Source organism: Butyrivibrio sp. VCD2006, assembly GCF_000423925.1.
GTDB lineage: Bacteria > Bacillota > Clostridia > Lachnospirales > Lachnospiraceae > Butyrivibrio.
Map to the genome: position 1 here is coordinate 176,774 of NZ_AUIX01000009.1, position 26,830 is coordinate 203,603.

Sequence of the window (26,830 nt, forward strand, 5' to 3'; positions counted from 1 at the left end):
TTATACTTTTGATACGATATTTAATACATAGTTTATGGTTTTTTCGTTCCTCTACACTTAAAATATTTATAATGCAGGGATTTCTGTGCATAAGGGGGAAACGAGTGGAGAATAGCAGGATAGATAACGAACTTAAAAAAGTAGTTTATCTAAGTCTCATTATGGCGACTACCATTATGGCGGCTATTATTGTTATACTGATTATTCTGCTGTCTTGGGAAATCTGGATGATACCGGTAGTAATATTCGGGACGGCAATCTGCTGGGGACTTTTTATATCCAACCAGCTACCTCAACGTATGCAGTTATACTGCTGCGGCATATACGCCATGTTTCTGGTATTTTACTACTGCATGAAAATCAGAACTATATATGATTGCGGTGTTGTACTTGTCATAATGATTTTTCTCTTTGCTTTTACCAAAGAACGAATTCTTATCTGGTATGGAATTCTTGTTTCATTTCTTGGACTGATATTTCATTTGATAATCGTAAATAAGTCAAGAGGGCTCGATCTCGACTCTGATAGCGTTTTAAGATGCCTGATTGTTTTTATGCTTGTGCCTGCAAGTGCATTCTTAGTGGATCGCATTATCAAGGCCTGGGCTAATACTGAAAAGAAATATATTGAGAAAATAGGTGCACTTTCTGAAGAAAATGAAAGAGCAAACAATTTCCTGGCTAATGTTTCTCACGAAGTAAGAACACCCATAAGTGCAGTTATAGGGTTGTCTTATGTGCTGCAAAAGGAGAACCTGCCGGAACAGGATATGAATAAAATAAAGTCTATATCTGCAGCCGGACATAGAGTATCCGAGCAAATCAGTGATATTCTTGATTTCACGGAAATAGATATGAAGAAGGTAGTGGCCAATAATGAATCCTACATGATAAGTTCACTTATCAATGATCTTTTGGCGAAGCTATACCTTTTGGAAGACTTTGATCTTGACCTGATAGTAGACATTGATCCGGCCGTGCCTGCTGTTCTTATTGGAGATGAAAACAAAATAAAAAAGGTGCTTTGGCATCTTATAAGAAACGGCTTTAAATTTACAAAAGAAGGCGGAGTATATATGCGCCTATACCCGATAGAAAGAGAGTATGGAATCAATCTCGTCATTGAGATAAAGGACACCGGAGTCGGAATGACAGAGGATGAAATTGATAACATCTATGAAAAATTCTATCAGGTTGACAGCGGTAGAAATCGAATCATGGGAGGCCTTGGACTTGGTATTCCGATAGTAAATGGTCTTACAAAAGCAATGGGAGGTGTACTTACCATAGAAAGTGTGCCTGGAGAGGGAACATCAGTGAAGGTAAGTATTCCTCAGAAGGTTGAGAAAAACAGGCCGAGTATACATGTTGCTGATCATGAAAAGTGCATAGTTGCCGGATTCATTGGCTTTACTTCTACGGATCATCCGAAGATACGCGAGTATTACATGGATATGATCTCGCATATTACTGTGGGACTTTCAGTGACATTTTATCGGGCACAGTCAAAAAAAGAGTTATCAAAGCTTCTTGATTCAACCAAAATAACACATCTTTTTGTTGGAACCGGAGAATACCGCGAAAACAAGGATTATATCGACATGCTTTCACGGCACATGAATGTTGCGGTTATCGCTGAAAAATACTATGACACCGATACGGGACTTGGCATTACTCTTATTCACAAACCTTTTTATGGAAATCAGATTGCCAACTTCCTTAACCATTCTTTTGTGGATGAAAGATCAGAAACTAAAGAAATACTTACTTTCCCTGGTGTAAAAGCTCTTGTTGTTGATGATGAGCATATGAATTTGATAGTAGCCAGAGAGATATTTGGCGCCTACAAGATGAATATAACTACAGCATCAGGAGGCGAGGAAGCAATAAAGCTTTGCGAGCAATACGACTTCAACATTGTTTTTATGGATCATATGATGCCCGGCATGGATGGGGTGGAAGCGATGCATATAATCAAACAAAATGCGGCAAGAGCCGGCAAAGAGATTATCATGGTTGCACTTACCGCAAACGCCATCAGCTCTGCAAAAGATATGTTTATATCCGAGGGCTTTGACGGATTTGTACCTAAGCCAATCGAAATGGAGGAGCTTGAACGGGTACTTAAACATGTTCTCAAAAACTATATGGTCGTAAACTCAAAAACGATTGAAGATAATAAGGAATCTTCTGACAATACCCTGACTACAGAAGATGTGGAACAGATTACTCAGATAAGTAATTTGATGGCACCTGAAATAAAACCGACAGAATCCAAGAAATCTCAAAATCCTTTTGAGGAACTACAGGATTTAGGTGTGGATACTGAATACGGATTGGATTATTGCGGTGGAGATAAAGCATTCTACGAAGAACTCCTCCTTGATTATGCGGATAAAAGGGATAGCAAGCTGGAGGAGATAGAGGGGTACTATACTGCAAAAGATTATAAGAATTATGAGATCAGAGTACATGGTATTAAGAGTACGTCAAAGTTAATAGGAGCTTTTGACCTTTCCGAAAAGGCAAAGTTCCTGGAGGATGCTGCTAAAAACGGGGATGAAAAAGCAATAGAAGATAATCACTCGATTTTAGTAATTCAGTATAGAAAGCTTATGGAAACTATAGCCAAGCTGCTGGAACAGTAATGGGAAGGGAGCGCTCTATGAGAAAAAAGGTACAAACTTTTTTCAGGAGAATAGTGGATTCCGGAGAAAGCGTGAGAGCTAAGATTTTTATATTGCTTACGATTATCGGAATGTTTTCACTTATACTAGCACTTATTGCAGATATTTTCCTTCATGAAAATATGGGCGAGATTAGTGCGCTCCTTGTTACAGTTTTAGTTGCACCCTTGATTACATATTTGGCTGTTAAGAAAAATAGAATTCAGCTTGGTGCATCTATCATGTCCGTCTTAGTGGTAGGTTTTGTGGTGCCATTAGTGTTCTGCTTCGGCGGAGGCCTCACAGGCGGCGGTGTTATATGGTTTGTGTTCGCTTACCTTTACATAGGTATTATCCTTGTGGGGACGTTCAGAATAGTAATGATGACACTCCTTACAATTCTTATTTTTGCACTGTATATAGCATCATTTTTTGTTCCGGAACTTATCGTAAGTCATGAACGTTTTGGATGGTATCTTGATTCAGGAGTTTCAATATTACTTGTAGGCTTTTCTGTTTATTATATGGTGCGCACACAGTACAGGCTATATGTTGAGGAGAGTGAAAAGGCTAAACTGCAGGCAAAGAAAATCGAGGAAATGAACAGAGCCCAGAGCCGCTTTTTCTCAAGCATGAGCCATGAAATCAGGACTCCCATAAACACAATAATCGGACTAAATGAGATGATATTAAGGGCGGATGTCAGCGAGGATGTTGCCGAAAATGCTGCGAATATTCAATCTGCTTCCAAAATCCTTCTATCTCTTATAAATGACATTCTGGATATGTCCAAGATGGAATCCGGAAAAATGGAAATAGTGAAGGTCCAGTATGATGTCGGAAAAATGCTCTCCGAGATAGTTAATATGACATGGATAAAGGCTGATGAAAAAGGGCTTAAGTTCAGTGTTTATGTTGATCCAAGCATGCCGTCCCAGCTTTTTTCGGATGAGGTCAGAATTAAGCAGATTCTGCTAAACCTTCTTAATAATGCTGTAAAGTACACGAAGGAAGGCAGTATCAGTCTCTCTGTGCACTGCGTTAAAACAGATGCAGGTAAAGCTATAGTTACATATTCTGTTGAAGATACTGGAATAGGAATCAGAAAAGAGAGTATTCCTCATCTGTTTGATGCCTTCAGAAGAGAGGACAATGAAAAGAACAGATATATTGAAGGAACAGGGCTTGGGCTTTCTATAGTAAAACAGCTTGTTGACCTTCTTGGCGGAACAATATCTGTTAACAGCGTATATACTAAAGGCTCTACCTTTGTGGTTTCACTTGAGCAGGAAATAGCCGACGAAAAAATGATGGGTGAGTTTGGAATGCGAAAGCTAGGTCAGGCTCTGGATAAACCCAAATATAATAGGAGCTTTGAGGCTCCTGAGGCGAGAATCCTTGTAGTTGATGATAATGCGACTAACCTTCTGGTAGTTAAAAAGCTTCTGAAGGAAACTAAAGTTATAATAGATACAGCAGAGAACGCTTCAAAGTGCCTTAATATGACACTTCAAAACAGATACAACATGATCTTTATGGATCATCTGATGCCAGGGATGGATGGAATCGAGTGTCTCCATGCGCTTCGCGATCAGGCAGGTGGATTGTGCAAGGATGCGCCGGTAGTAGCTCTTACAGCAAATGCAGGAAGTGAGAACCAGGCTCTGTATAGGAGAGAGGGCTTTGATGAATATCTTGTTAAGCCGATTGATTCCTCAGAACTTGAACGGACAGTTTTAAAGCTTTTACCTGAAAACCTTGTTACAGTAATAGATAATGTGGACGAAAACTTTGAGCCGGAAACCATTATCAGGGAAATGAGGACGAAGATTCCAATTCTTATCACAACTGACAGCACTGCAGATTTACCGGCAGAATTATTATCAAAGCTCAATATCCCCATCGTCCCTTATAAGGTTCGAATGAATGAAGGCGTCTTTTATGACGGTATAGAGACGGGCAATTCAGCTATTATAAGATCTCTTGAAGATGGCTCTGTTGTTGCGGGAAGTGAAGAGCCAACGGTTCAGGAATATGAAAACTTTTTCTCCGAACAGCTTACATATGCTCAGCATATCATTCATATCTCAATGGGAAAGCATATTAGTAAGGGCTATGAAAACGCATGTGAAGCAGCCCTTGCATTTTACAACGTAAAGGTATTTGATTCGGGACAGCTTTCAAGCGGAACAGGATTGTTGGTTCTTTATGCAAAAGAGCTGGCGGAAAGTGGTCAGTATGATCCGGAGATGATAGTTCGTGAGCTTTTGAAAAAGCAGGAGAAGATAAAAACAAGCTTTGTTATAAGCACGACTGATTATTTATATAGAAGCGGTCATCTTTCAAGCTTCATCAATAAGTTGTGCAATGCGCTTATGTTCCATCCTGTCCTTATTACAAGAAATTCCTATATGAAGGTTTACAGACTTTGGGCCGGAGGTATCGAAAGAATAAAGCCAAAGTACATACAGTCACTTTTTAGGAATCCTTCCGATATTGACAAGTCGATACTGTTTATTACCTATGCGGGAATCAAGCTGTCTGAGGCAGAAAAAATCAGAGATGAAGTCAGTAGATTTATCGGCTTTGACAGGGTATATATTCAGAAGGCATCGCCCTCTATTGCAATAAACTGCGGAATAGGGAGTTTTGGATTGATATTTGCGAGGAAATAGTGCATGAGTGAAAATATACTTTATTATCAAATTTCATCCATTCCTATTTTCATAATTTTGGTTATAGCTACGGTGTCAAAGAAGATGACCAAAGGAAGGTCTAATAAGCTGCTGCTTATTATTATCTGCACAGCGTTTACAGCTTCTGTAAGTGACCTTTTGGGGAATCTTGTTGCCACCTCATTTCCGCTTACCGAGATGCAGGTAAAGCTGATCGCGATTATAAATTACATTTATTTTCCCGCGAGAAGCGGACTTAATGTTGTTTATACGTTCTATCTGTTCTCGGTTACAAGAACCTGGTACCTGATAAAATCCTTTTGGGCAAAGCTATTGATACTACTTCCTTATTTAGGAACTCTTGCGATGCTCATCTTTAATGAGAGGACCGGGGCGGTTTTTACCGTAAACTCAGCAGTAGGATATGAACGTGGACCATACATACTCGTAGTTTATGGGCTGGCATCCTTCTACATGGTATTTGGAATGATCTATCTGTTTATGCGAAGAAAACTCCTTTATCTGTCAGAGACGCTCTCAATTGCCAGTATGTATGTCCTCAATATTGTTGGTGTTATAATTCAGTATTTTGACTCAAGATATCTTGTGGAGTGCTTTTTCACAAGCATGACGTTACTGTTTGTTGTCCTCTTTGTTCAGAAGCCTGAAAGGCAGATGGACATGAATACCAAGCTTCCCGGCTATTTTGCATTTAGGGAGGAGATGGGCAAAATCCAGATAACAGGTCAGCAGGTGCAGGTTATCATTGCGCATATAAATAATGCGGCTGATCTATTGAGATATATTGGAGAAAACACCTTCTTTGAATATATTCATTCAATGGAGAGGGCAATAGCAGCTTATGCAAAAAGTGAGAAGCTGTACTACGATTTGTATTTCAGAACACCTGGATTTTTTTACCTGATCCTCGAAGACATTGACTATAATCCGGTACAGGCTATAAATAGCATCAGAGAGATGGTAAGAAAGAAAAGTGGCAATATATCAGCTACAGGGGTAAGAGTAGACTTAAAAGTCATATCAATAAAATTCCCTGAAGATATTGATAACACAGAAGAGCTTTTCCGCTTTTGCCATACTTTTATCAGATATGATAATGAAAAAATATATTATCATGCACCACAGATAATAGGGCTTAGAGAATATCAGATAGAAACAAGGCTAGAAGAAATACTTAACAGAGCAATAGATGCTCAGAAGCTTGAAGTAAGCTACCGCCCGGTATGGTCCGTTACTTAAAATAAATTTGTATTTGCTGAGGCATATGTAAAGATAAACGATGAGATTTTTGGAGAGATAAGTGGAGATATTTTAGCAAGAGTCTTAAAAGCAAGAGGAACCAATATGCTCCTTGAAGAATATGTCATGGAGCAGGTCTTTGCCTATGTAGGAAAAGGAAACCTTAATGCCAATGGGTATAAGTACATTGTGCTTGGATTATCGGATATGCTTGGCATGCAGAAGAACCTCACTGACAGGATATGGAATCTGAGAGGTAAGTATAAAGTCCATCCGGATCAGATTTGTTTTGCAATAACGGATACAGCGTACGATAATATGAGTGAGGGATTTGATGACAATATAAAAAAGCTTTCACTTCAGGGATATAAACTTGCACTGGATGGATATGGTAACGGTTACACAAATATCAAACATCTGATAGAGTTTCCAATAAGCTCGGTCAGGCTGGATCATAGCCTTATTGATGAAGCTTCTTCCGAAAGTGGAAAAGCTTTGCTTAGGGGAACAATTCAGATGTTGGAAAACATTCCGCTTTCGGTAGTTGTTTCAGATGTAAATGACGAAGCCACAATGAATATGCTTTCCATGATGGGATGCAACCTTATGCAGGGAGAATACTTCCGTGCAAACAAGGAAGCAGTCGAGGAGGTGCGAAGTGAGAAAGATACTGATAGTTGATGATGAGCCAATGATGCTCAAGATCGCTGATCGGGCGCTTAAGGACCATTATGAAACAATTCTTGCTTCTTCCGGCAGCGAGGCTGTAGAGCTTTTTACAAATAATTCACCGGATATGGTTATCTCGGATCTGAAGATGCCTGAAATGTCCGGTTATGAACTTAAAGAAATCATAGAATCAAAGACAGCTGGTAAGGTCCCCTTCATTTTCCTTACTTCCGATGATACTAAGGAAAGTGAAGAAAAGGGACGTGAACTGGGTGTTTCCGATTATATAAAAAAACCTGTGAAGGCTGATGTGCTTTTATCAAGAGTCTGTCAGATACTTGATAACTCAGGCGGCTCTGGGGCCATAGAGCAAAATAAGGGCACTGATCTGAATAACGAGGCAAACAATGAGTTCCTTAATTCAGAGCTTGAAAAAATACCGTCCTGGATCAAGGATGAGCCTCTGATACAAGAAAATGAGGGCATAAACAATTGTGGATCCGCAGAGGCATATCTTTCATCGGTTGAAATTTTCGAGCGGCACATACAAAATAATATAAGAATATTGGAAAACTGTTTTGAGTCCGGTGACATAGAAAATTACACAATAAAAGCTCACGGATTAAAAAGCACTTCCAGGATAATCGGTGCGATGACTTTATCAAAGAAGGCAGCAGAGATGGAAAAAGCCGGCAACGATAAAGACATCGACTACATAAAACGTGAACATGCATCCTTTATTGAAGAGTGCAAACGTCATGCGGATATCTTTTTACATCATGAAAATGATGATGAAAAAGAACCTATCACGGATGAAGAATTTGAGGATGCAATGATGGCAATAAGGGAATTTGCTATTGCCGAGGAATATGGAATATTGGAATCAATAGTTGATTCACTAATGAAAAGGGCACTTAAGCCCAAAGCATTGGATAAAATGCAGAAGATTAAAAAGCACCTTATAGAACTTGACTTTGATGGAATCCGTAAATTAGCTGATGAGAACTGAGGAGGTTCCTATGACCATGGATAAAGATAAGGAAAAGTCCGGGAAGGAAAGCGTAGTCATAATAAGTGCGCAAGAGACATTTTCAGTTCATGGAATGGAAATGAAGCTTGCTGAAATCGGCTGCCCAAGTAAATATATACCCATTGACATGAAGAAGCTCCAGAACAGTACCAATAATTGCGAACTGATCATCTATTATATGGATGAAACAGTTGGTGATAACCCGTCATTTCTTGTGTTTCTCAAGGACCTCTGCATGGAAAAGGAAAAGAACCTCATTTTGATCGGCAAACAGGAAGAATACAATGAGGCGATTAAGACTATTCCCGGGAAATGCATAACAGCCTGGTTTGAGCGTCCGCTCGTTATGAAAAAACTTCTTGATACCGTCACGGATCAGTTCAGTCAGATGATGGAACAAAAGACCAGAAAGGTAATTCTTATAGTTGATGATGACGTGGCATATATGCAGATGATCAGAGACTGGCTCAAGGATTCATATCAGGTTGTCATGGCCAACACCGGTATCAAGGCTATCCGCTGGCTTACAGCCAACCAGGCGGATCTTGTCCTTCTTGATTACCAGATGCCAATAACCACCGGCCCTCAGATTTTTGAGATGCTAAAGAGTGATACTGAAACAGATGAGCTGCCAATCATGTTCCTCACAGGGCAAAAGAGCCGTGAGAGCGTAATGACAGCCATGAAGCTAAACCCCACTGACTACATCCTTAAATCCATAGGCAAGGATGCCCTTCGCGAAAAACTGGATCAGTACTTCGCAATCCAGAAGGCTAATGCTAAGTAACTATGCTTATAGCCTTCCCCCTTGGGGGCGCAAATCGTCCGGGGGACGATTGCTTTGCGCGGACCGAAGCGGAGCGGAGACAGGTGTCAGTGAAGCTGACGGATGAGGGGGCTTTTCTAAACCACAAAAATTTTTTGTGGTTTTTTTATTTTATTTGAAGACTTTTATTTCTCTCTCGCGTTATATTAAATGAGAGCGGTAAAAAAACAAAAAACGGAGACAACTAAGTGGAAAAAACGGAGGCCAAAGAAAACTTAATACGCTGGATGGATGAGTATAAAAATCTCATTTTTTCCATATGTCTTCGAATGACCGGTGACTATTTTACCGCGGAGGACATAGCCCAGGAGACATTCCTCTCAGCATATATGCATATAGATGGGTTTGATGGAACTAATGAAAAAGCCTGGCTCTGCCGCATAGCGGCGAATAAATGTACCGATTATTTAAGAAGCGCAGCTGCAAGAACTCTTCCCACGGCAGATGATGAAATGCCACAACCTGTTATGGGAAGTGTATCAACCGTCAGTAGTTCTGCAGGAGCGGATCCTGCTGACATTTATGAGACGTCAGATGTGCTAAACAGTTTTACCAAATGCTGTGAAGACCTTCCGGAGGGTTACAGCGATGTGGCGATAAAACATTTTATAAGAGGCCAGACCGCAAGAGAGATTGCCGAAGAAAACGGCGATAATCTAAAAACCATCCAGACGCGTATATATAGGGCAAAAGAGATGCTCAAGAAAAATTATAGGAAGGAGTGGTTGGAAGCATGAATGATAAATTTGAATATCTAAGTGATGATGAGCTTGAAAAACTTATAAGCGACACCGAAGCTTCCGGACTACTGCAGGCTCCTCCGGGCTTTGAAAAAGGCATCTTGGACAGAATAGAAAGCAAAACTATTTATAACAGCGTAGATTTTAGAGATGCAGATCCACGTTTTGAAGAACAGAGGCAGGGAGAGATAGTTTCGTTTGATGAGAAAAAGAAGCAGTTTGCCAGGTTTCGTTTTCAGGTTTGTATGGCGATGGCCGCCGCGATTCTATTTATGGTTGTAGCTCCTATGGCTATGAATTCAGAAAATGGAAGGCAAATCAGGGAAGCAACTGAGTCTCTGAGGACAGAGAGAAGCACGGATACCAATATCGTAGCGACATTTCTCGGAAACCATGTGATAAGTGACTCTATGGCATCAGCAGGCTTTGGAAAGAATATGGAGGATTAAAATGAGACCAAGACAGAAAAGAGGATTTTTTAATTTTATATTTGCATTCTTGCCCGGTGCAGCAGAGATGTACATGGGATTTATGAAAATGGGAGCCAGCCTGATGCTAACATTTTTTGGTGTGATCATGATGATAGGTTTCCTTGACTTAAGCGATGCATTCGCAGTATTTATACCGGTAATATGGTTCTATGGATTTTTCCATGCCAGAAATCTGGCTACCTGTACTCCGGATATTTTCATGAGTATAAGAGACGACTTCTTTTGGAATGATTTTATCGATGGCAAGAAGATCAACATTCAGTCTGAAAAGACAAGAAAAGTTATTGCATGGGCACTTATCATAATAGGTATCGCAACCCTTTGGAACATGGTTACAAGACCTATTGAGGAGGCTTTTTTATGGATGACGGATTCACCGATTGCCCGCTATTTACATGGCGCATTTGAATCTATTCCCAAGCTGCTTATCGCACTGCTGATCATTTTCGTAGGACTTAAGATGATCAATGGAAAAAAGAAGGAACTTTTCATAAGTGATATCACATATGATATTGCTGCCAGCAGGAATACCAATTCCTATAGCAACAATGGATCTGTGGCACATAACTTTAACGCTCCTAGCACGCCTTCCTTTAATCAGACTGCACCCGGCTTTAACAAGCCTGCACAGGATTTTACTATAAAGGCTCCTGAAGCACCAAAGATGCCTGACTTTTCAACACCTCCGGCACCTGCAGCGCCTAATTGTTCTGTAAATGCACCTGAGGCCCCCAAGGCACCTGAAACTCCTATAAATCTTGAGTTCTCAGCTAAAGTATCAACAGATACACCGGATATCAATTCAGGTGAAGAGAAGAAAGAGGCTTAAAATAGATTTATGTTTTTTTGAAAAAAGCGACAACATCCACTTATAATAAGAGGGTGTTGTTTCTTTTTTATAATTGAACAAATAATTTATTACTGTTATAAAATGGCAAGCAGAAAGGAGCATCCTTCCATGTTAAAAAGGGTGTTTAAATTCATAATTATAATCATAATAATTGCGGGAGCAGCTTTCCTTGCATACCGCTATAATTACATTCCGCATCTAAAATACTCCGATGCAGACTTTGGAATAACCAGAACGAAAAGTGAAGTGGATGCAGATGGTGACGGAGTTGAAGACTACCGAGATATACTTCAGTCAGCAAAGGACTACCTTGAGACCAAGCCCAAATACAAAAGTAAATACTATGAAACAACCGGTTATCCAAATGATGAATACGGAGTATGCACCGATGTAATAGGCTTTGCCCTTGGCGGTGCGGGTTATGATCTGATGCAGCTTGTTTCTGAGGATATTCAGAAAAATGCAGAAGATTACGACATTGATACTCCCGATAGTGCTATCGATTTTCGTCGTGTGAAAAATCTCAGAGTTTACTTTGATCACACTGCTGTAAGTCTTACTACAGATATTAGTGAAATAGACAAATGGCAGGCAGGTGACATTGTAATCTGGAAAAATCACATTGGCCTGATTTCTGATAAACGTAACCATAAAGGAATCCCTTTTGTCCTTCATCATGCAAACCCCATTCAGGCTTCCTATGAGGAGGATATACTTGAAACGTGGGGAGAAATCGTCGGTCATTACAGGATAAAAGGTGAAGAGACTGATCCTGAAACCGGTAAAGACAGGGATGATGCTTTGAACTTAGATGATATAACAGAGGATGAAGATAGTGGTGTTGCTGAAAACAACGATGATGTTTTGGATTTCAGTGATATGGAAGATGGCGATGATGCTATATCCTATGAAGATTCAAATGACCAGGACAGTGAAGAATATGAATCAGGGCTGTCAGATGAGGAAATTGAGGAAAATCCTGCAACAGATAGCGCAGAATCATCTGATGCTACATCTCTGCTTTCTAACGTTACTGACTTGAACTTCCATAGTACTGACGCCGCTGGCAGCAAATACGTCTTCACTTATGGAGGCGAAGAATTTTCCGCAGTCTATACTCCTGATAATTGGAAAATAATTGACTCCTATAAGATAGATAATGAAAAGGATATGCTTTTAATATGTCAGACTCTCATAGATGAGCATCCCATACATGGCTCTGACATGACATCCTACAGAACTGCTGATGATATGGCATACGAATGGCTACAGCACAATATCCTATATGAAATGTTGCCATCTGACAGTCATTGGATTCAGAATGCGAAGGATGTAGATTTTGATCCGCAGGATCAGAATAAATCCTTTGAAGAACTATACGAAAGAAGAACCGGAAAAGAGCTCACACTTGATGACATACTGTCTCATATTGGCAATTAAGAACGAGAATTAACATCGTCATAATATACCTAAAAAAGGTGCAGATATTTCTGTGCCTTTTTTGCGTTATATAACTAATAAAATTTATGAAAAAAAGATAAAAGTCAAGATTTGTTTTTACTTAAATATGCTTCTATAATATACCTATGGGTTACGTTATTTATTTAACAAGTCTATTTTAAGGAGGTATTTTGTATGTCACGTTTTACACTGCCCAGAGATATCTATCATGGAAAGGGTGCTCTTGAAGCACTTAAAACTTTTGAGGGCAAAAGAGCCATCGTATGTACAGGTGGCGGTTCTATGAAAAGGGGCGGTTTCCTTCAGAAGGTAGAGGATTACCTTAAGGAAGCCGGAATGGAAGTTGAACTCTTTGAAGGCATCGAGCCCGATCCTTCAGTTGAGACAGTTATGAAGGGTGCTGAAGCTATGCAGAAGTTCCAGCCTGACTGGATTGTTGCAATCGGCGGCGGATCACCTATTGATGCAGCTAAGGCTATGTGGATCAAGTATGAGTATCCTGAGACCACATTTGAAGATATGTGTAAAGTATTCGGACTTCCGAAACTCCGCACAAAGGCTAAGTTCTGTGCTATTTCCTCTACATCAGGAACAGCTACAGAGGTTACTGCATTCTCAATCATCACAGATTATCAGAAGGGTATCAAGTTCCCGATTGCTGACTTCGAGATCACTCCCGATGTTGCTATCGTTGATCCTGAGCTTGCACACACAATGCCTAAGAAGCTCGTAGCTCACACAGGTATGGATGCTATGACACACGCTGTTGAGGCTTATGTTTCCACAGCTAACTGTGACTACACAGATCCGCTTGCTATCCATGCAATCGAGATGATCCAGAAAAACCTCGTTAAATCCTACAACGAAGATATGGAATGCAGAGACGCTATGCACAACGCTCAGTGCCTTGCCGGTATGGCATTCTCCAACGCACTTCTTGGTATCGTTCACTCAATGGCTCACAAGACAGGTGCTGCTTTCGCAGACCTCGGAGCTCACATCATCCACGGCGCAGCTAATGCTATGTACCTTCCTAAGGTAGTTGCATTCAACGCTAAGGACGAGACAGCTAAGAAGCGCTATGGCGTTATCGCTGATTACATGCACCTCGGCGGTAAGGATGACGATGAGAAGGTTGAACTCCTCATTGACTACCTCCGCAAGATGAACGATGCTCTGAACATTCCTCACAGCATCAACCACTACGGTGCAGACGGACTTCCGGCAGAGCAGGGCTTCGTTCCTGAGAACGTATTCCTTGAGAGACTTCATGACATCGCTGCTAACGCAATCCTCGATGCATGCACAGGCTCCAATCCTCGCCAGCCCAGCCAGGAAGAGATGGAGAAGCTCCTCAAGTGCTGCTACTACGACACAGAGGTGGATTTCTAATAACTGGCTATAACTAATATAGAGAAAGCGGAGGTTTAATCCCTCCGCTTTCTTTCTCTTAACTGTTTCATAACGACCATATAAAGTATAAATGACAAGATTCCTGTCGTCAGCCAGGAGAATCCATCTCCGGCAACAGCAATTGCATAGCTATGCATTCTTGTTGAAACGAATGCTGTCAAAAGTCTTGATATTAATTCCATCACACCCAGCATCAAAGCTGTAAGACCAAATCCGCATCCCTGCATTGCATTTCTATATATGAATATCATAGACAGCGGAATATAGAATATCGCTGCTTCTAAGATGTAAGTTCTACTGTAGGGCAGATACTGCGATATATCTACGCCCTTATCAAAGAACATGCTGACAATCGTTGGCATGAGTACCACACTCAAAACACCGGTGACAACTGAATAAATTGTCATGATCTTCATGGCATCCTTGGTTCCCTGGTGTACTCTGTCGAGGTCACCATAGCCATAATTCTGACCAACATACGCAGCAACAGTTTGTCCAATGGAAGGCATGCCTGCTGTCATTAGATTTACAACCTTGCCTGCAGCAGTGAAACCACCGATGGCAACTGACTGATAAATATTGATTGAAGCCTGCATTACCATTGTTCCGGATGCTGTTATTCCAAACTGAAGCGCCATGGGAATGCCGATCCTAAGCTGCTTTCCTGCAAAATTCTTATTGAGCGTCCATTTTCCCTTATTGGGCCTTAGTATTTCCACATTCTTATAAATATAGAAGATACATAGTATAGCGGATGCACCTTGGGAAATATCCGTAGCAAGTGCTGCACCAAAAGTACCGAGTTTAAACACTATAATGAACAACAGATCAAGAATGATATTAAGTGCCGCTGAAAAAATCAGGAAATAAAGCGGAGTCTTACTGTTTCCTATTGCGCGAAGAGAAGCAGCAAACAGGTTATAACCAATAAGAGCAAAGCTTCCTGCACATATAGTAATGATATAAGCATATGCGTAATCATAGATATCATCAGGTGTATTCATTATATGAAGGAGAGATGGCATAACGATAATAGCTACAACAGTAACAATCAGCGTACTAATAACGCCAAGTATTATCGCATTTACAAAAGCCTGTCTGGTACCTTCTTTACTTCCTGCGCCAAACTGATGGCTTATCAGCACCGTATAACCGGTAGTCATTCCATTTGCAAGTCCCATGATCATGAACATTATTGTTCCTGTGGAACCAACTGCCGCAAGTGCTTCAGGTCCAACAAACCGGCCAACGATAACGGTATCTACCATGTTATAAAACTGTTGAAAAATGAATCCAAGCAGAATTGGGATAACAAATTTCAAAAGTATCGGAAGAGGCTTACCCTCAGTCATTTTTCCATTCATAAGCTTATCTCCATCATTATTTCAAACTAAACTTAAAGTGCTTCAAGCTATAAAAATCAATAATATATAAAATTGAGCTTTGCAAAATCTACATAGAGATATGATTCTATTTCAAAGCCGGATTTTTTTCAATAGAGTTTACAAAAATATTGTAAAATTTAAGAAATAATACGGAATTAAACCTTCTACAAATAAAGCGTATTCAGTCGTTATCTAAGATATTCTACGTTTTATAATACTGTTATAATAGTAGAGAAATTTTGATCAAGGGAGAGCAGCAATGAAATCTTACGATGAGATGTATGACCTGATAATAAAAACTGCAGAGGAGGATGACAGAATAAGAGCCGTAACCATGGAAGGCTCCAATGTCACCAAGGGAGCAGTTCATGATGAGTTTTCGGATTTCGATGTCACCTTCTTTGTCTCGGACATTAGAGAATTTACTGCAGATAAAGAGTACATGAAGCGCTTCGGGGAAATACTGATTATGCAAATGCCAGATGATTTTTATGCAGAGCCCTATGATTACAGTGGGAAATCTCGCTTTGCTTATCTAACCCAATATAAGGACGGAAATCGAATCGACCTCACTTTCATAGATATTAGCGAGATTGAGAAGCAAAGGGAATTTGCTGAGCCCAGAACAGTTCTGATAAATAAAGACAATTTCAAGGTGCTCAAAGACATAGACTCAAAAGAAATCTTCTATATTAAAAAGCCCTCCGAATTCGAATTCTTTAATACAGTTAATGAATTCCGATGGGTCAGCAATTACGCCACCAAAGGCCTATGCAGACACGAGGTCTATTATGCGAGGCGTGTCATGGAACATTACATGATGGACATGTTTATGAAAATGATCAACTGGAAAGTTGGCATCGATAATGACTTTAAAGTTACAACCGGGTCAAATTCAAAGTATCTAAAAAACTACCTCACCGATGAGGAAATGAACCGCTTCACCGGAATTTTTGCAAACGGCGAATATGAAGATATGTGGAATAAGCTCTTTCTTATGTACGACTACTTTGAGGAACTATCAATCTATGTCTCAGAAAAGCTGGGCTTCCCACTTGATCTTGATGAATCAAAGAACGTCAGAGCTTTTATGGTACATAGGAAAGAATTATTTAGTAAAGACTAGAATACATAGAATTTTTATATTGAAATTTAATAATAAAAAGAATATAATATGCGAAGCGCGCAATAAAATATGATTGCTTGCTTCGCGTTTTTTTATTTGAGAGGGAATTTAGAAAAATGATACGTGATATAAAGCTAAATGTAGCTAGGTTATGTCTATTATTCAGTGCAGTGCTGGTTCTTAGCACTGGTATTTCCGTTAAAGCAGAAAGAGAATATGATTTATCAGTGACTGTTTCTGATAATGTTAAAGTTGCAGCCAGAAGAAATGCTGAAGAAGAAGAGATTATTCGTAAGATAATCAGTCAGGTAAATACTGGATGGACTGATGAAGAAAAGGCACTTTTTGTGCATGATTATTTATGTGAAACTGTCATATATGATTATGATGCATATGATAATGGTTACTCAAAGTATCCTCTCGCATACAGCTCTTATGGTGCAATTGTATTACATAAGGCTGTGTGTTCAGGTTATGCGTATGCTTATGAAAAAATCATGAATCGATTAGGCATTGAGTGCAAGTATGTAACAAGCGATGCCCTAAGTCATGCATGGAATATTATTAAGGTAAATGGCAAGTGGTATTACGTTGATTGTACATGGGATGATCCGACTACCCTTCGTGTTGATACCGGTGCATGTGAGCATCGAAATTTCATGCGCAGTAAAGAGGCTCTTCATGATGGATATAAGGGTTTTAGTGCGCATAACAGTTCTGATTGGAAAATTGGCGGCGAACATATTTACTCCAGCACAAAATATCAGACATCTAAGGATCACGATTCGTATTATTGGACAGATGTATCCAAGCCTATGAAATATGTTAATGGGAAATGGTGTTACAGAAAGGATTATAACGGCTATTATTATGACTATAAGACCGGAAACATGTCTTCTGTGACAACATTAGGCGGAGTTGACATGTCTGAGATTATTTGGCTGCTTTCCTATGGAGATAAGTTCATTTTTGCAGATGCAAATAATATGATACTTACAGATAAATCCGGAAGATTATTAGCCAGACATTCATTCAGAGATGATATCAGTAATGGGGGATATATAAAAAATGTTAGCATTAGTAATACTCTGATTAATTATGTTGTCAGCAAGAGTAATTCCAAAACTACAAAAACACTTGATTGGAGCTCATATCTTATTAAAGAAGAGAAGCTTCCGGTAGGGGTGTTGGAGGGATATATTGGTACTTACACTGTTACTGCCGGAACGGACTATCTTTTGCTCACTGATATGAGTGGCAAAGTGGAGGAAATATATTCTCCTGGAAGCAGCATCATTAGTAATAGATATATTCATGATATAAGTGTAAACGAAGGCGTGGTTACATACACTACATGGCTAAAGACCCCTGAGGGGAGTGGCAGTGAGACGCAGAGAAGAAAACCCAAAACATACGCTTATACTGGTTGGCAACCCACATTTTCAGGCACGTTTGGTGATAATCTGAGCTGGAGATATTCAAAGGGCAAACTTACCATATCAGGTAATGGTTCCATGGGGACATGGCAGTATTCATCGCTTGTTCCCTGGAGTCATCTTGCTGGTGCCATAACAGAGGTGGATATTAAAGAAGGGGTTACAGATATGTCTGATTATTCTATCTGCAACCTGAGAAGGGTAAGTGTTATCAGAATCCCGGAGAGTGTTACTTATATTTCTAGTTCTGCAGTAGTGAATGTGGGACAATTTAATGTTTATTATGGAGGCTATCCTTCTAAATGGGAAGAGCTTACATCTGGTCTGTATAGTAATGATGAACTGGTTTTGGCGACAGTTCATTATGCTAAGGATGAACCTACGATTGGTGATGGGAATTGGACTTATAAAGATGGCATTTTAACAATTAAAAACGATGCAGCTATGTCAGGAATCACATATATTCCGGATTTGCCATGGTATAAGCAGACATCTAATATTAAAAAGATTGTTGTGGAGGAAGGCGTAACAACTCTTTGCAAATACCTGGTAACAGCTTCCCAAAACCTTGAACATATATATGTTCCTTCAACAATAACTGAGATTGACGATTATGCATTTGGTAGTCTTGTTAGCAGTGCAACTATTCACTATGATGGAACACGCAAGAAATTTGATTCAATGGCAGGTAGTAAATGCTCATATTATTTGAACAGATGCACTTTTGATTGTACCAAGGTTAATGTGGAGTTTGCAGCCGGTAAGAATCAGACTTCTATATCACAGGTGATTTCAAAGAATGGTATACCGTCAAGACCGGCAGACCCGAGTTCTATGGGTTATACCTTTACCGGATGGATAGGAAGCGACAATACCGTATATGGATTTAATACCGGTATCTCTGAGGATGTAACCTTTACTGCTAAATGGGATGAAGCGCCGGTGGAAAATGCTGAATTTGGCAATCTTAACTGGAGCATTAAAGATGGAACACTTACCATCAGTGGCAATGAGGCTATGCCTGAAGTCTCCGGTAGTAGAGACATTCCCTGGGATGATTTCAAGAACAGAATTGACAGGGTGGTAATTGAAGACGGTATTACATATATATGTAAGTATTTTGTTGGATATAATACGAATATTCAATCAGTCAGCATTCCTGCATCCATAACTAAAATAGAGAACTATGCTTTTTCAAACATCAGCGAAAGCACAGAAATTTATTATGATGGTACACTTAAAAATCTAAAGGCTATTGCAGGAAGTGGATATTCTTGGTATCTGAAAAACTGCCGCATAGACTGTTCTAAGGTGAATGTTGATTTTGTTAATGGCTCACAGCGCGATGCTCAGATAATAGAGAAGAATACTATACCGGTACGACCTACTGATCCTGAAAAGAATGGATATAGGTTTGATGGCTGGTATACCTCGAGTGACTATAGCCAGGTCTATTCATTTGATACAGACCTGACAGAGGATATTACTCTATATGCGAAGTGGACCGAGATTCTTACTGACCGTGAATTTGGTTCTGTAAAATGGACCCTTAGTAATGATACTCTTACCATCGGCGGAAACGGCGACATGGATGATGTTACCAACTCATTAAGTATTCCTTGGTACAATAGAAGAAACCAGATTAAAAAGATTGTTATTAAGGAAGGCGTCACATCAATTTGTGCATATATAACCAGTAATGTAACTAACCTTGAAGAATTCTATATACCGGACACAATAACTTCAATTCATACCTCTGCATTTTCCGGTATAGGTCAGAATGTAAAGATCCATTATGACGGCTCAAAACATCAGCTTAAAACATTGGCTGGAAATGGGTGGTATTGGTACTTAAGTAAGGCTGATCTGGATGTTACTAAAGTATATGTTGAATTCAGTACTGTAGCAGGCCATGTTATTGAGCCTCAGATTATTGACAAAAATTCCATCCCTACAAGACCCGCTGATCCTGTGCTTACAGGTTACAAGCTTGAGGGCTGGTATAAATCCACGGATTATAGTAGCTTCTATGAGTTCAATACTCCGATAGATGAAGACGTTTATCTTGTTCCGTCATGGGTGAGAGATTACTCTGATAATAATAATCAAGGTGAAAACCAGGGCAATACTCAAACTGAGGAACAGGAAAACGCATCCGGAGAAAATCAAGGCAGCACTCAGACTGAGGAACAGGAAAACACATCCGGTGAAAATCAGGGCAACCCTCAGACCGAGGAACATGAAAGCACATCCGGTGAAAATCAGGGTAATACTCAGACTGAGGAACAGGAAAACACATCCGGAGAAAATCAGGGTAATTCTCAGACAGAGGGACAGGGTAATACTCCTGAAGAAAGCCAGGATGATGCTGAAAATGAGCATGCCTTTGGAAGCGTGTCGTGGAAAATAATTGGTAACAAACTGCTCATCACAGGAAATGGTGATATGGGCAAGGTAACCGAAAATAATTCTGCTCCATGGTACGCATTCAGACAAAGAATACAGGAAATCGTAATTTCCGAGGGAGTAACTTCTGTATGTACTAATGCGTTCAATGGCATGAATAAGCTTGAAAATATTAGCCTGCCTTCTACGCTTACTACATTTGATGATAACGCATTTAATAATTTGAACAGGTTTACAGAAGTTAGATATAATGGCACAGAAAGACGGCTTAACGATTTATATTATGCGTGCTGCCAAACTAAGCTCCCTGCAGGTTGGTATACTTATGCCAAGGTTAGCGTTATATTTGAACCGGGAGAAGGTTTTGAAAGCTTTGAAATAGTAACTGATAAAGAAACTACTATAGAAGAGCCTGAGGTACCGGTTAGAAGTGGTTATATGTTTATGGGCTGGTATACTGCCAAGTCAAAAGGAGTGCTTTTCTGGTTTGATTCACCTGTATATGTTGACCGCACTGTCTATGGAATGTGGGGATATGTTGGTGATGACTATAATCAGACTGACAACCGGAATGAAAACGAGAACGGTGAGCCTGATAGTGGGCAGCAGGAAGACTCCAATAATAACGAAAGTGGAACATCTACTTCAGACAACGTTGATAGTACTGATCAATCCGAGTATTCTACAGAAGATAGTTCATCAGGCAGCTTACCGTGGACAGTAACCCCCAAGAAGCATTATGATTATTCGTCTGATACTGCCAATACAACAGGCTCTGAAGAGAATGATGCGGAGGATGAAGACGGAATTATCACTGTGAGAGGTGAGCAGTATGAGGTTTACAACTCTGGAACGGCAGCTACTATTATCAATGGAGACAAGAAGGCTAAGTCAGTAAACATTGGCGATAATCTAAGCTACAATGGCAAGAGCTATGAGATAAATGAGATTGCCGGTGGGGCTTACAAAAACTGCAAAAAACTCAGAACTGTTAAGATAGGTGCCAACATAGAGAAGATTGGCTCCTCTGCCTTCAAAGGATGTAAGAACCTTAAATCTATCACAATAAAGGCAAACAATCTTAGAACCATTGGGGCAGCCAGCTTCAAAGGAATTAAAAATGGCGCAAAAATCACTATTATTTGTAAGGATAAAAAGACCTTCAATAAGCTTGTAAAGCAACTTAAAAAGGCAGGAGCCAAGAAGGCTAAGTACAAATTCAAAAAAGGCTGATACATAGCTAAGCAATTGCATATGTAATATCCCAAAAAGTCAGGGAAATATATTGAAAAATCTGTTGATTACAACTTAGTAATGAAAGAGGTTTGAGATATATTCTCTGGCTTTTTCATTTTTCTGTAAGCTTGCTATTTCTTTAAAAACAGGTTAAAAAACTGCTTTACAATATTTTACAAATAAGTTGATAAATTTAGATATGAATAATATAATTTAGATATAGATAAAATAGTTCAGCAATAAATAAAAGATTAACTTATTAACAAATGAACTGGTGATTAACTTATAACAATTGGTGATTAGCTTTAATGCTGAACTTTTTACATAATTCAACAACTACTCATTAAAAAATATTATTTATGGAAGGTAATATGAGCAAAGAAAAAGAGCTAAAATTTAATGAACCGTGGATACTGCAAAGGGCTGATCCCTATGTAACAAAGGCAGAGGATGGTTTTTATTATTTTACTGCTTCAGTTCCCGCCTATGACAGGATAGTTCTTAGGCGGTCCGAGAGCCTTGCTGGCCTGGCAGAAGCAGAGGAGCATACCATTTGGATGAAGCATTCTGAAGGAATAATGGGAGAACACATCTGGGCTCCCGAGCTGCATCGTGTTATGGGAAAGTGGTACATATATTTCGCAGCAGGATCAGCAGAGGATATATGGATGATTCGCCCCTATGTCCTAGAGTGTCAGGGAGATGATCCGATAGCTGATGCATGGGTCGAGAAGGGTAAAATGACCTGTGCTGCTGATGATGAGTTTTCCTTCAGGGCTTTTTCACTTGATGCGACTGTTTTCGAGCACAGAGGGAAGTGGTACTACATCTGGGCTGAGAAGGTAGGGGTTGGCAAGCAGATTTCAAACCTTTACATAGCTGAGATGAAGAGTCCTTATGAGCTTTCTACTATCCAGGTGCTTCTGACGACTCCTGATTATGACTGGGAGAGAGTTGGCTTCTGGGTTAACGAAGGTCCTGGAATCCTCAAGAAAAACGGAAAGATTTTCATGACCTATTCAGCAAGTGAGACTGGCATAGCGTACTGCGTTGGAATGCTTACTGCTGACGAAAATGCTGATCTTTTAGATCCTAGATCATGGTCCAAGGAGCGTTATCCTGTTCTAAAGAGTGATCCGGAACTTGGCATTTACGGTCCCGGTCACAATTCTTTTACAGTAGATGAGAACGGCGATGACATTATGGTATATCACGCAAGAACGGAGGCTGAGATTGAGGGGGATCCGCTTTACAACCCTAATCGCCATGCAATGCTCATGAAAATCCGTTACGACGAGAATGGCTATCCAATATTTTCTTATAGATAGAAAAGTACTAAACATCTAGAAAAGTACTAAACATCTAGAAAAGTACTAAACATCAGCGAAGCTAACAAAACAAAAGCCTTCTCCCTCTGGGAGAAGGCGTCAGCAAAGCTGACAAAAATAAAAGCCTTCTCCCTCTGGGAGAAGGTGTCAGCGAAGCTGATAAAAACAAAAGCCTTCTCCCTCTGGGAGAAGGTGTCAGCGAAGCTGACGGATGAGGGTATGAGTAACAGGAGTATAGTCGAATGTATAAAAAAAGAAAGCTAAAATACAAAATCCGCTGCGCCATTTTTTTATCAGCTCTCGCAGTTACGTTTTCCGGCTGTTCTGGTAACACCACAAGCAACGTCTCTACAACAGAACAACCATCTTCTTCAGAAAACATCGAAGAAACCGCGACTGCTGATGATAAAAGCGGCAAGGAAGGTAAGGAGGCTACTGAATTGGATATCAAAAAAGGAGTCTATAAAAATGCAGTATGCTGCCACGACCCGCAGATTATTCTTGCTGACGGAACCTACTACATGACAGGCTCCCATCAGGTTCTTGCAAAGTCTGATGATCTGAAAAGTTGGAGCTACATAGGTAATGGCAACAATGTGTTCGATAACATTTTTTCTGGAGATCTGGATGCCTTCAAATATGTTGGCAAGAATGAAGAGGGCGGCTATTCAGTTTGGGCAGCGAACACCTTTTATAACGAAACAATGGGCAAGTATGTGATGTACTTCTGCACAACATCTACCTATATTAAGTCCAATCTCTGCATGGCAGTGTCAGATGAGCCTGGGGGCAAGTACACCTACACGGATACCATTCTGTATTCAGGTTTTACAAGTACGACAGCGGCAGAGACTGATATTTATGATGTTCTGGGAGAAGATGCTGATATCACGCCTTATCTTAAACTTGGCGGATACGATAACAATAAGTGGCCCAATTGCATAGATCCTGCAATATTCACCGATGAAGAAGGAAAAATGTGGATGGTTTATGGATCATGGTCAGGTGGAATTTTTCTATTAGAACTTGATCCTGCTACAGGAAAACCGATTCATCCCATAGAAGAAGCAAAAAGTGGAGGAGAGGATGCACCTGATCCGTACTTTGGATACAAACTTGTAGGCGGTGGACATCATGCGATTGAGGGACCGTACATAACTTACTCTCCGGAGACTGGTTATTACTATTTGTTCGTGTCCTATGGCGGACTTACCAGTAATGGCGGTTATCAGATCAGGCAATTCAGAAGTCAGACCCCAACAGGGCCATATGTGGACGCAGAAGGTCACAGGCTTGGAAGCGAAGAGGACTACATGAACTATGGCCTAAAAATGATGGGAAATTACACGCTTCCCAGTCTTTCAGTGACTTACATGGCTCCCGGAGGACAGTCTGTGTTCCAGGATGAAAAGGGCGACTACTATATCGTCTATCACCAGAGATTTGATGATGGTCAGGAATTCCATGAGCCAAGAGTGCATAAACTATTTATGACGGAGGATGGCTGGTTTACCGCAGCTCCCTTCGAGTATACAGGAGATGAGAGTGCACCTTCTAACTGCGCTAATACCGCTATCTCGCCTGAATTTCTTGAGGGCAACTTCTATATTTTGAATCATGGCCTTGACGTAAATGATTTGATAAATAGGCCTGTGGAATGCACTTTTGAAAACGGTACCATTTCTGCGGCTACGAGTAGCGAGAGTATTACAGGAACATATGAAGTAAAAGATGGAACTTCTTACATACAGCTTGCTATAAATGGAACTGAATACGAGGGTTGTGCCTTCACTATGATGGATGAGGCGGGAAATAATACTGTATGTATCACAGCAAAAGGTTCTGACAATCAGACAATCTGGTGTGTAAAATTCACAAAATAGCAATTTTGTAAAGAGCTTAAAGCAATTTTTGATAAGTTTGTTTAATTACACAAAAACTATTTTATGATTTTATTGAAATTGACAAAAATATAAAATGCTTTACTAAAATCTAAAATAATTATTGACGCTCTAAATTACGCCGAGTAAAATTTTAGTATAAGTTAATCACCGTACAACTTTATTTAGGAGGATATGGTAATGAGAAGGAAATTTTTAGGTATTGCAATGGCAACCGTTATGGGACTTAGTACTATTACAGGTTGCGCTACAACTACAGTTGAAGAGGCAGGCGAGGCTGAGGCACCTGCTGAGAGCAAGACAGAGGAGGCTGCAGGAGATGCTACAGAATCCACTGATGCCGGCGAAGCTACTGAGGATGCCGGTGCCGCTGAGGCTGAGACTTCTGATGGTTCATCTTCTGATTCACTCACTGGTAACGGCGACAAGACACTTCATGTATTCCTTTATATGCAGGAGCATGAGAAGAAGATATATGAAGATCTCGTTAAGCAGTTCGTAGATGAACACAAGGATGAAATCAAGGAAGTTGTATTTGAGGTTACAACTCAGGACGAGTACAACCAGAAGATGATCGCTAATATGACAGCAAACGACATGCCTGATGTATTTTATGTAGGACCTGCAGCAGTTCGTTCTTACGTAGACAATGGTTATGTACTTCCTCTTGATGATTATGTTGATGCTGACACAATCGGCAGTGTTTGGGGAACAACTCAGGAGATATACCGTTATGACGGTAAGGATATTGGTAAGGGATCACTTTACGCACTTCCTAAGGATCTTTCCTGCTTCGCATTTGCATATAATCAGGATCTTTTCGATGCAGCAGGACTGGATTATCCTGATCCCGAGAAGCCTTACACCTACGATGAGTTCGTTGAGGTATGTGAGAAGCTTACAATAGACAAGGACGGCGATGGAGAAATCGATCAGTGGGGCGTTGCAAATGCTGATCAGTGGGGTATGACACCTTTTCTTTATTCTAATGGAGTTAAGTTCCTTAACGATGATATGACCAAGGTTAACGTAGCTAACAACGAGCAGCTTAAGGAAGCTCTTACATTCTACACAGATCTTACAAAAAATGGTCTCACACCTTCAGTTGAGCAGGATACAGCGCTTGGTGGATATCAGAGATGGCTTGACGGACAGGTTGCATTCTACGCATGCGGTACTTGGGACGTTGCAGCATTCATGGATGATGCTACATTCCCTTACAAGTGGAACCTTTGCGGATGGCCTGTAGGACCTTCCGGTGACGGCAGATCACACACATGGATGGGTTCAGTTGGTTATGGTATCTCAGCTAAGTCCGAGAACCCTGAACTTGCAGCAGCGCTTATCACAAAGCTTTCAACAGATCCTGAAGGACAGAAAGCAGTTTCAGGTATTTCAACCGGTGAGTCCATTCAGCTTCCTAACATCACAGATCTTGCTTATGGCGAGTTCAAGGATGCTGTAGATAGCGGAAAAGTTCCTTATGCTTCAAACGTAGATGTTATCTTCGGATACTTCGACAGCAACGATCACTATGCAGCAGCTCTTCAGGAGTTCGATTACACTTACAACGCAGAGTGGTGGACACCTTTCTGGTCAGGCGTATTCAACATCAAGAATGGCGACATTACTGTAGAGGATTTCTTACAGCAGGTAGAGCCTGAGATGCAGGAAGCACTTGACGAAGCAATCGAGCTTCAGAATTCAGCAACAAACTAATATAGCATTTGACTTAAAACATAATGAGCTTGTATTAAGTTAAGCATTTGACTTAAAACATAATGAGCTTGTATTAAGTTAAACATCTGACTTAAAACATAATGAGCTTGTATTAAGTTAAGCATCTGACTTAAAACATAAGCCTTCCCCCTCTGGGGGAAGGTGTCAGCTTTAGCTGACGGATGAGGGTTATCATAAAGTCCTTTCATTAA

The 26,830-nt window shown here is 40.2% G+C and carries 16 protein-coding genes and 1 pseudogene; 16 read left to right on the top strand and 1 reads right to left on the bottom strand.

The annotated features are described in order from the left end of the window. Positions 1-104: 104 nt before the first annotated feature. The 11 genes and pseudogenes from G586_RS0106565 (at position 105) to G586_RS0106620 (ending at position 14,060) form a co-directional block, all read left to right on the top strand. On the top strand, positions 105-2,648 hold the full coding sequence (locus G586_RS0106565) for a hybrid sensor histidine kinase/response regulator (RefSeq protein ID WP_026527116.1): 2,544 nt from the start codon (positions 105-107) through the stop codon (positions 2,646-2,648). Positions 2,649-2,665: 17 nt separating this feature from the next. Then, positions 2,666-5,341, top strand: a complete 2,676-nt coding sequence (locus tag G586_RS0106570) for a DegV family protein (protein WP_051204614.1) — start codon at positions 2,666-2,668, stop codon at positions 5,339-5,341. Positions 5,342-5,344: 3 nt separating this feature from the next. Then, positions 5,345-6,601, top strand: coding sequence for a hypothetical protein (locus G586_RS0106575; RefSeq protein ID WP_026527118.1), 1,257 nt, complete (start codon positions 5,345-5,347; stop codon positions 6,599-6,601). 18 nt (positions 6,602-6,619) lie between these two features. After that, positions 6,620-7,282, top strand: a pseudogene (locus G586_RS0106580) (EAL domain-containing protein); the annotation flags it as partial. Next, on the top strand, positions 7,260-8,279 hold the full coding sequence (locus G586_RS0106585; protein WP_026527120.1) for a response regulator: 1,020 nt from the start codon (positions 7,260-7,262) through the stop codon (positions 8,277-8,279). The pseudogene G586_RS0106580 and the gene G586_RS0106585, both read left to right, overlap by 23 nt. 10 nt (positions 8,280-8,289) lie before the next feature. Next, a complete protein-coding gene (locus tag G586_RS0106590; protein WP_026527121.1) occupies positions 8,290-9,087 on the top strand; it encodes a response regulator in 798 nt (265 codons plus the stop codon). Between the two features lie 227 nt (positions 9,088-9,314). Beyond that, on the top strand, positions 9,315-9,863 hold the full coding sequence (locus tag G586_RS0106600; RefSeq protein ID WP_026527122.1) for an RNA polymerase sigma factor: 549 nt from the start codon (positions 9,315-9,317) through the stop codon (positions 9,861-9,863). Continuing rightward, a complete protein-coding gene (locus G586_RS0106605; protein ID WP_026527123.1) occupies positions 9,860-10,315 on the top strand; it encodes a hypothetical protein in 456 nt (151 codons plus the stop codon). Before G586_RS0106600 ends, G586_RS0106605 begins: the two co-directional genes overlap by 4 nt. A gap of 1 nt (position 10,316) precedes the next feature. Beyond that, complete coding sequence (locus G586_RS0106610) at positions 10,317-11,186, top strand: hypothetical protein (protein ID WP_026527124.1); 870 nt, start codon at positions 10,317-10,319, stop codon at positions 11,184-11,186. Positions 11,187-11,315: 129 nt separating this feature from the next. Beyond that, positions 11,316-12,647, top strand: coding sequence for a DUF1287 domain-containing protein (locus tag G586_RS25550; protein ID WP_081674245.1), 1,332 nt, complete (start codon positions 11,316-11,318; stop codon positions 12,645-12,647). A gap of 195 nt (positions 12,648-12,842) precedes the next feature. Beyond that, positions 12,843-14,060 carry an iron-containing alcohol dehydrogenase gene (locus G586_RS0106620; protein WP_026527125.1) on the top strand — a complete coding sequence of 406 codons (1,218 nt, stop codon included), beginning with the start codon at positions 12,843-12,845 and terminating at the stop codon, positions 14,058-14,060. A gap of 35 nt (positions 14,061-14,095) precedes the next feature. On the opposite strand, the gene G586_RS0106625 is transcribed toward G586_RS0106620, so the two are convergent. Further along, positions 14,096-15,445, bottom strand: coding sequence for an MATE family efflux transporter (locus G586_RS0106625; protein WP_026527126.1), 1,350 nt, complete (start codon positions 15,443-15,445; stop codon positions 14,096-14,098). 280 nt (positions 15,446-15,725) lie between these two features. Between G586_RS0106625 and G586_RS0106630 the strand changes: the two genes are divergently transcribed. From G586_RS0106630 to G586_RS0106650, 5 genes are all read left to right on the top strand, one after another. Further along, complete coding sequence (locus tag G586_RS0106630; RefSeq protein WP_026527127.1) at positions 15,726-16,592, top strand: aminoglycoside 6-adenylyltransferase; 867 nt, start codon at positions 15,726-15,728, stop codon at positions 16,590-16,592. Positions 16,593-16,708: 116 nt separating this feature from the next. Further along, complete coding sequence (locus G586_RS0106635) at positions 16,709-21,667, top strand: leucine-rich repeat protein (RefSeq protein ID WP_026527128.1); 4,959 nt, start codon at positions 16,709-16,711, stop codon at positions 21,665-21,667. Positions 21,668-22,041: 374 nt separating this feature from the next. Then, positions 22,042-22,998 (top strand): glycoside hydrolase family 43 protein, encoded by a 957-nt coding sequence (locus tag G586_RS0106640; RefSeq protein ID WP_026527129.1) that lies wholly within the window; start codon positions 22,042-22,044, stop codon positions 22,996-22,998. 242 nt (positions 22,999-23,240) lie between these two features. Next, positions 23,241-24,881 carry a glycoside hydrolase family 43 protein gene (locus tag G586_RS21990; RefSeq protein WP_051204615.1) on the top strand — a complete coding sequence of 547 codons (1,641 nt, stop codon included), beginning with the start codon at positions 23,241-23,243 and terminating at the stop codon, positions 24,879-24,881. A gap of 198 nt (positions 24,882-25,079) precedes the next feature. Further along, positions 25,080-26,618: an ABC transporter substrate-binding protein gene (locus tag G586_RS0106650; protein WP_026527130.1), complete on the top strand. Its 1,539-nt coding sequence runs from the start codon at positions 25,080-25,082 to the stop codon at positions 26,616-26,618. The last annotated feature ends 212 nt before the right edge of the window (positions 26,619-26,830 follow it).

Coding starts and splice junctions, on each gene's coding strand:
- G586_RS0106570 (WP_051204614.1), top strand. CDS start 2,666: ATGAGAAAAAAGGTACAAACTTTTTTCAGGAGAATAGTGGATTCCGGA.
- G586_RS0106575 (WP_026527118.1), top strand. CDS start 5,345: ATGAGTGAAAATATACTTTATTATCAAATTTCATCCATTCCTATTTTC.
- G586_RS0106590 (WP_026527121.1), top strand. CDS start 8,290: ATGACCATGGATAAAGATAAGGAAAAGTCCGGGAAGGAAAGCGTAGTC.
- G586_RS0106605 (WP_026527123.1), top strand. CDS start 9,860: ATGAATGATAAATTTGAATATCTAAGTGATGATGAGCTTGAAAAACTT.
- G586_RS0106610 (WP_026527124.1), top strand. CDS start 10,317: ATGAGACCAAGACAGAAAAGAGGATTTTTTAATTTTATATTTGCATTC.
- G586_RS25550 (WP_081674245.1), top strand. CDS start 11,316: ATGTTAAAAAGGGTGTTTAAATTCATAATTATAATCATAATAATTGCG.
- G586_RS0106620 (WP_026527125.1), top strand. CDS start 12,843: ATGTCACGTTTTACACTGCCCAGAGATATCTATCATGGAAAGGGTGCT.
- G586_RS0106625 (WP_026527126.1), bottom strand. CDS start 15,445: ATGAATGGAAAAATGACTGAGGGTAAGCCTCTTCCGATACTTTTGAAA.
- G586_RS0106630 (WP_026527127.1), top strand. CDS start 15,726: ATGAAATCTTACGATGAGATGTATGACCTGATAATAAAAACTGCAGAG.
- G586_RS0106635 (WP_026527128.1), top strand. CDS start 16,709: ATGATACGTGATATAAAGCTAAATGTAGCTAGGTTATGTCTATTATTC.
- G586_RS0106640 (WP_026527129.1), top strand. CDS start 22,042: ATGAGCAAAGAAAAAGAGCTAAAATTTAATGAACCGTGGATACTGCAA.
- G586_RS21990 (WP_051204615.1), top strand. CDS start 23,241: ATGTATAAAAAAAGAAAGCTAAAATACAAAATCCGCTGCGCCATTTTT.
- G586_RS0106650 (WP_026527130.1), top strand. CDS start 25,080: ATGAGAAGGAAATTTTTAGGTATTGCAATGGCAACCGTTATGGGACTT.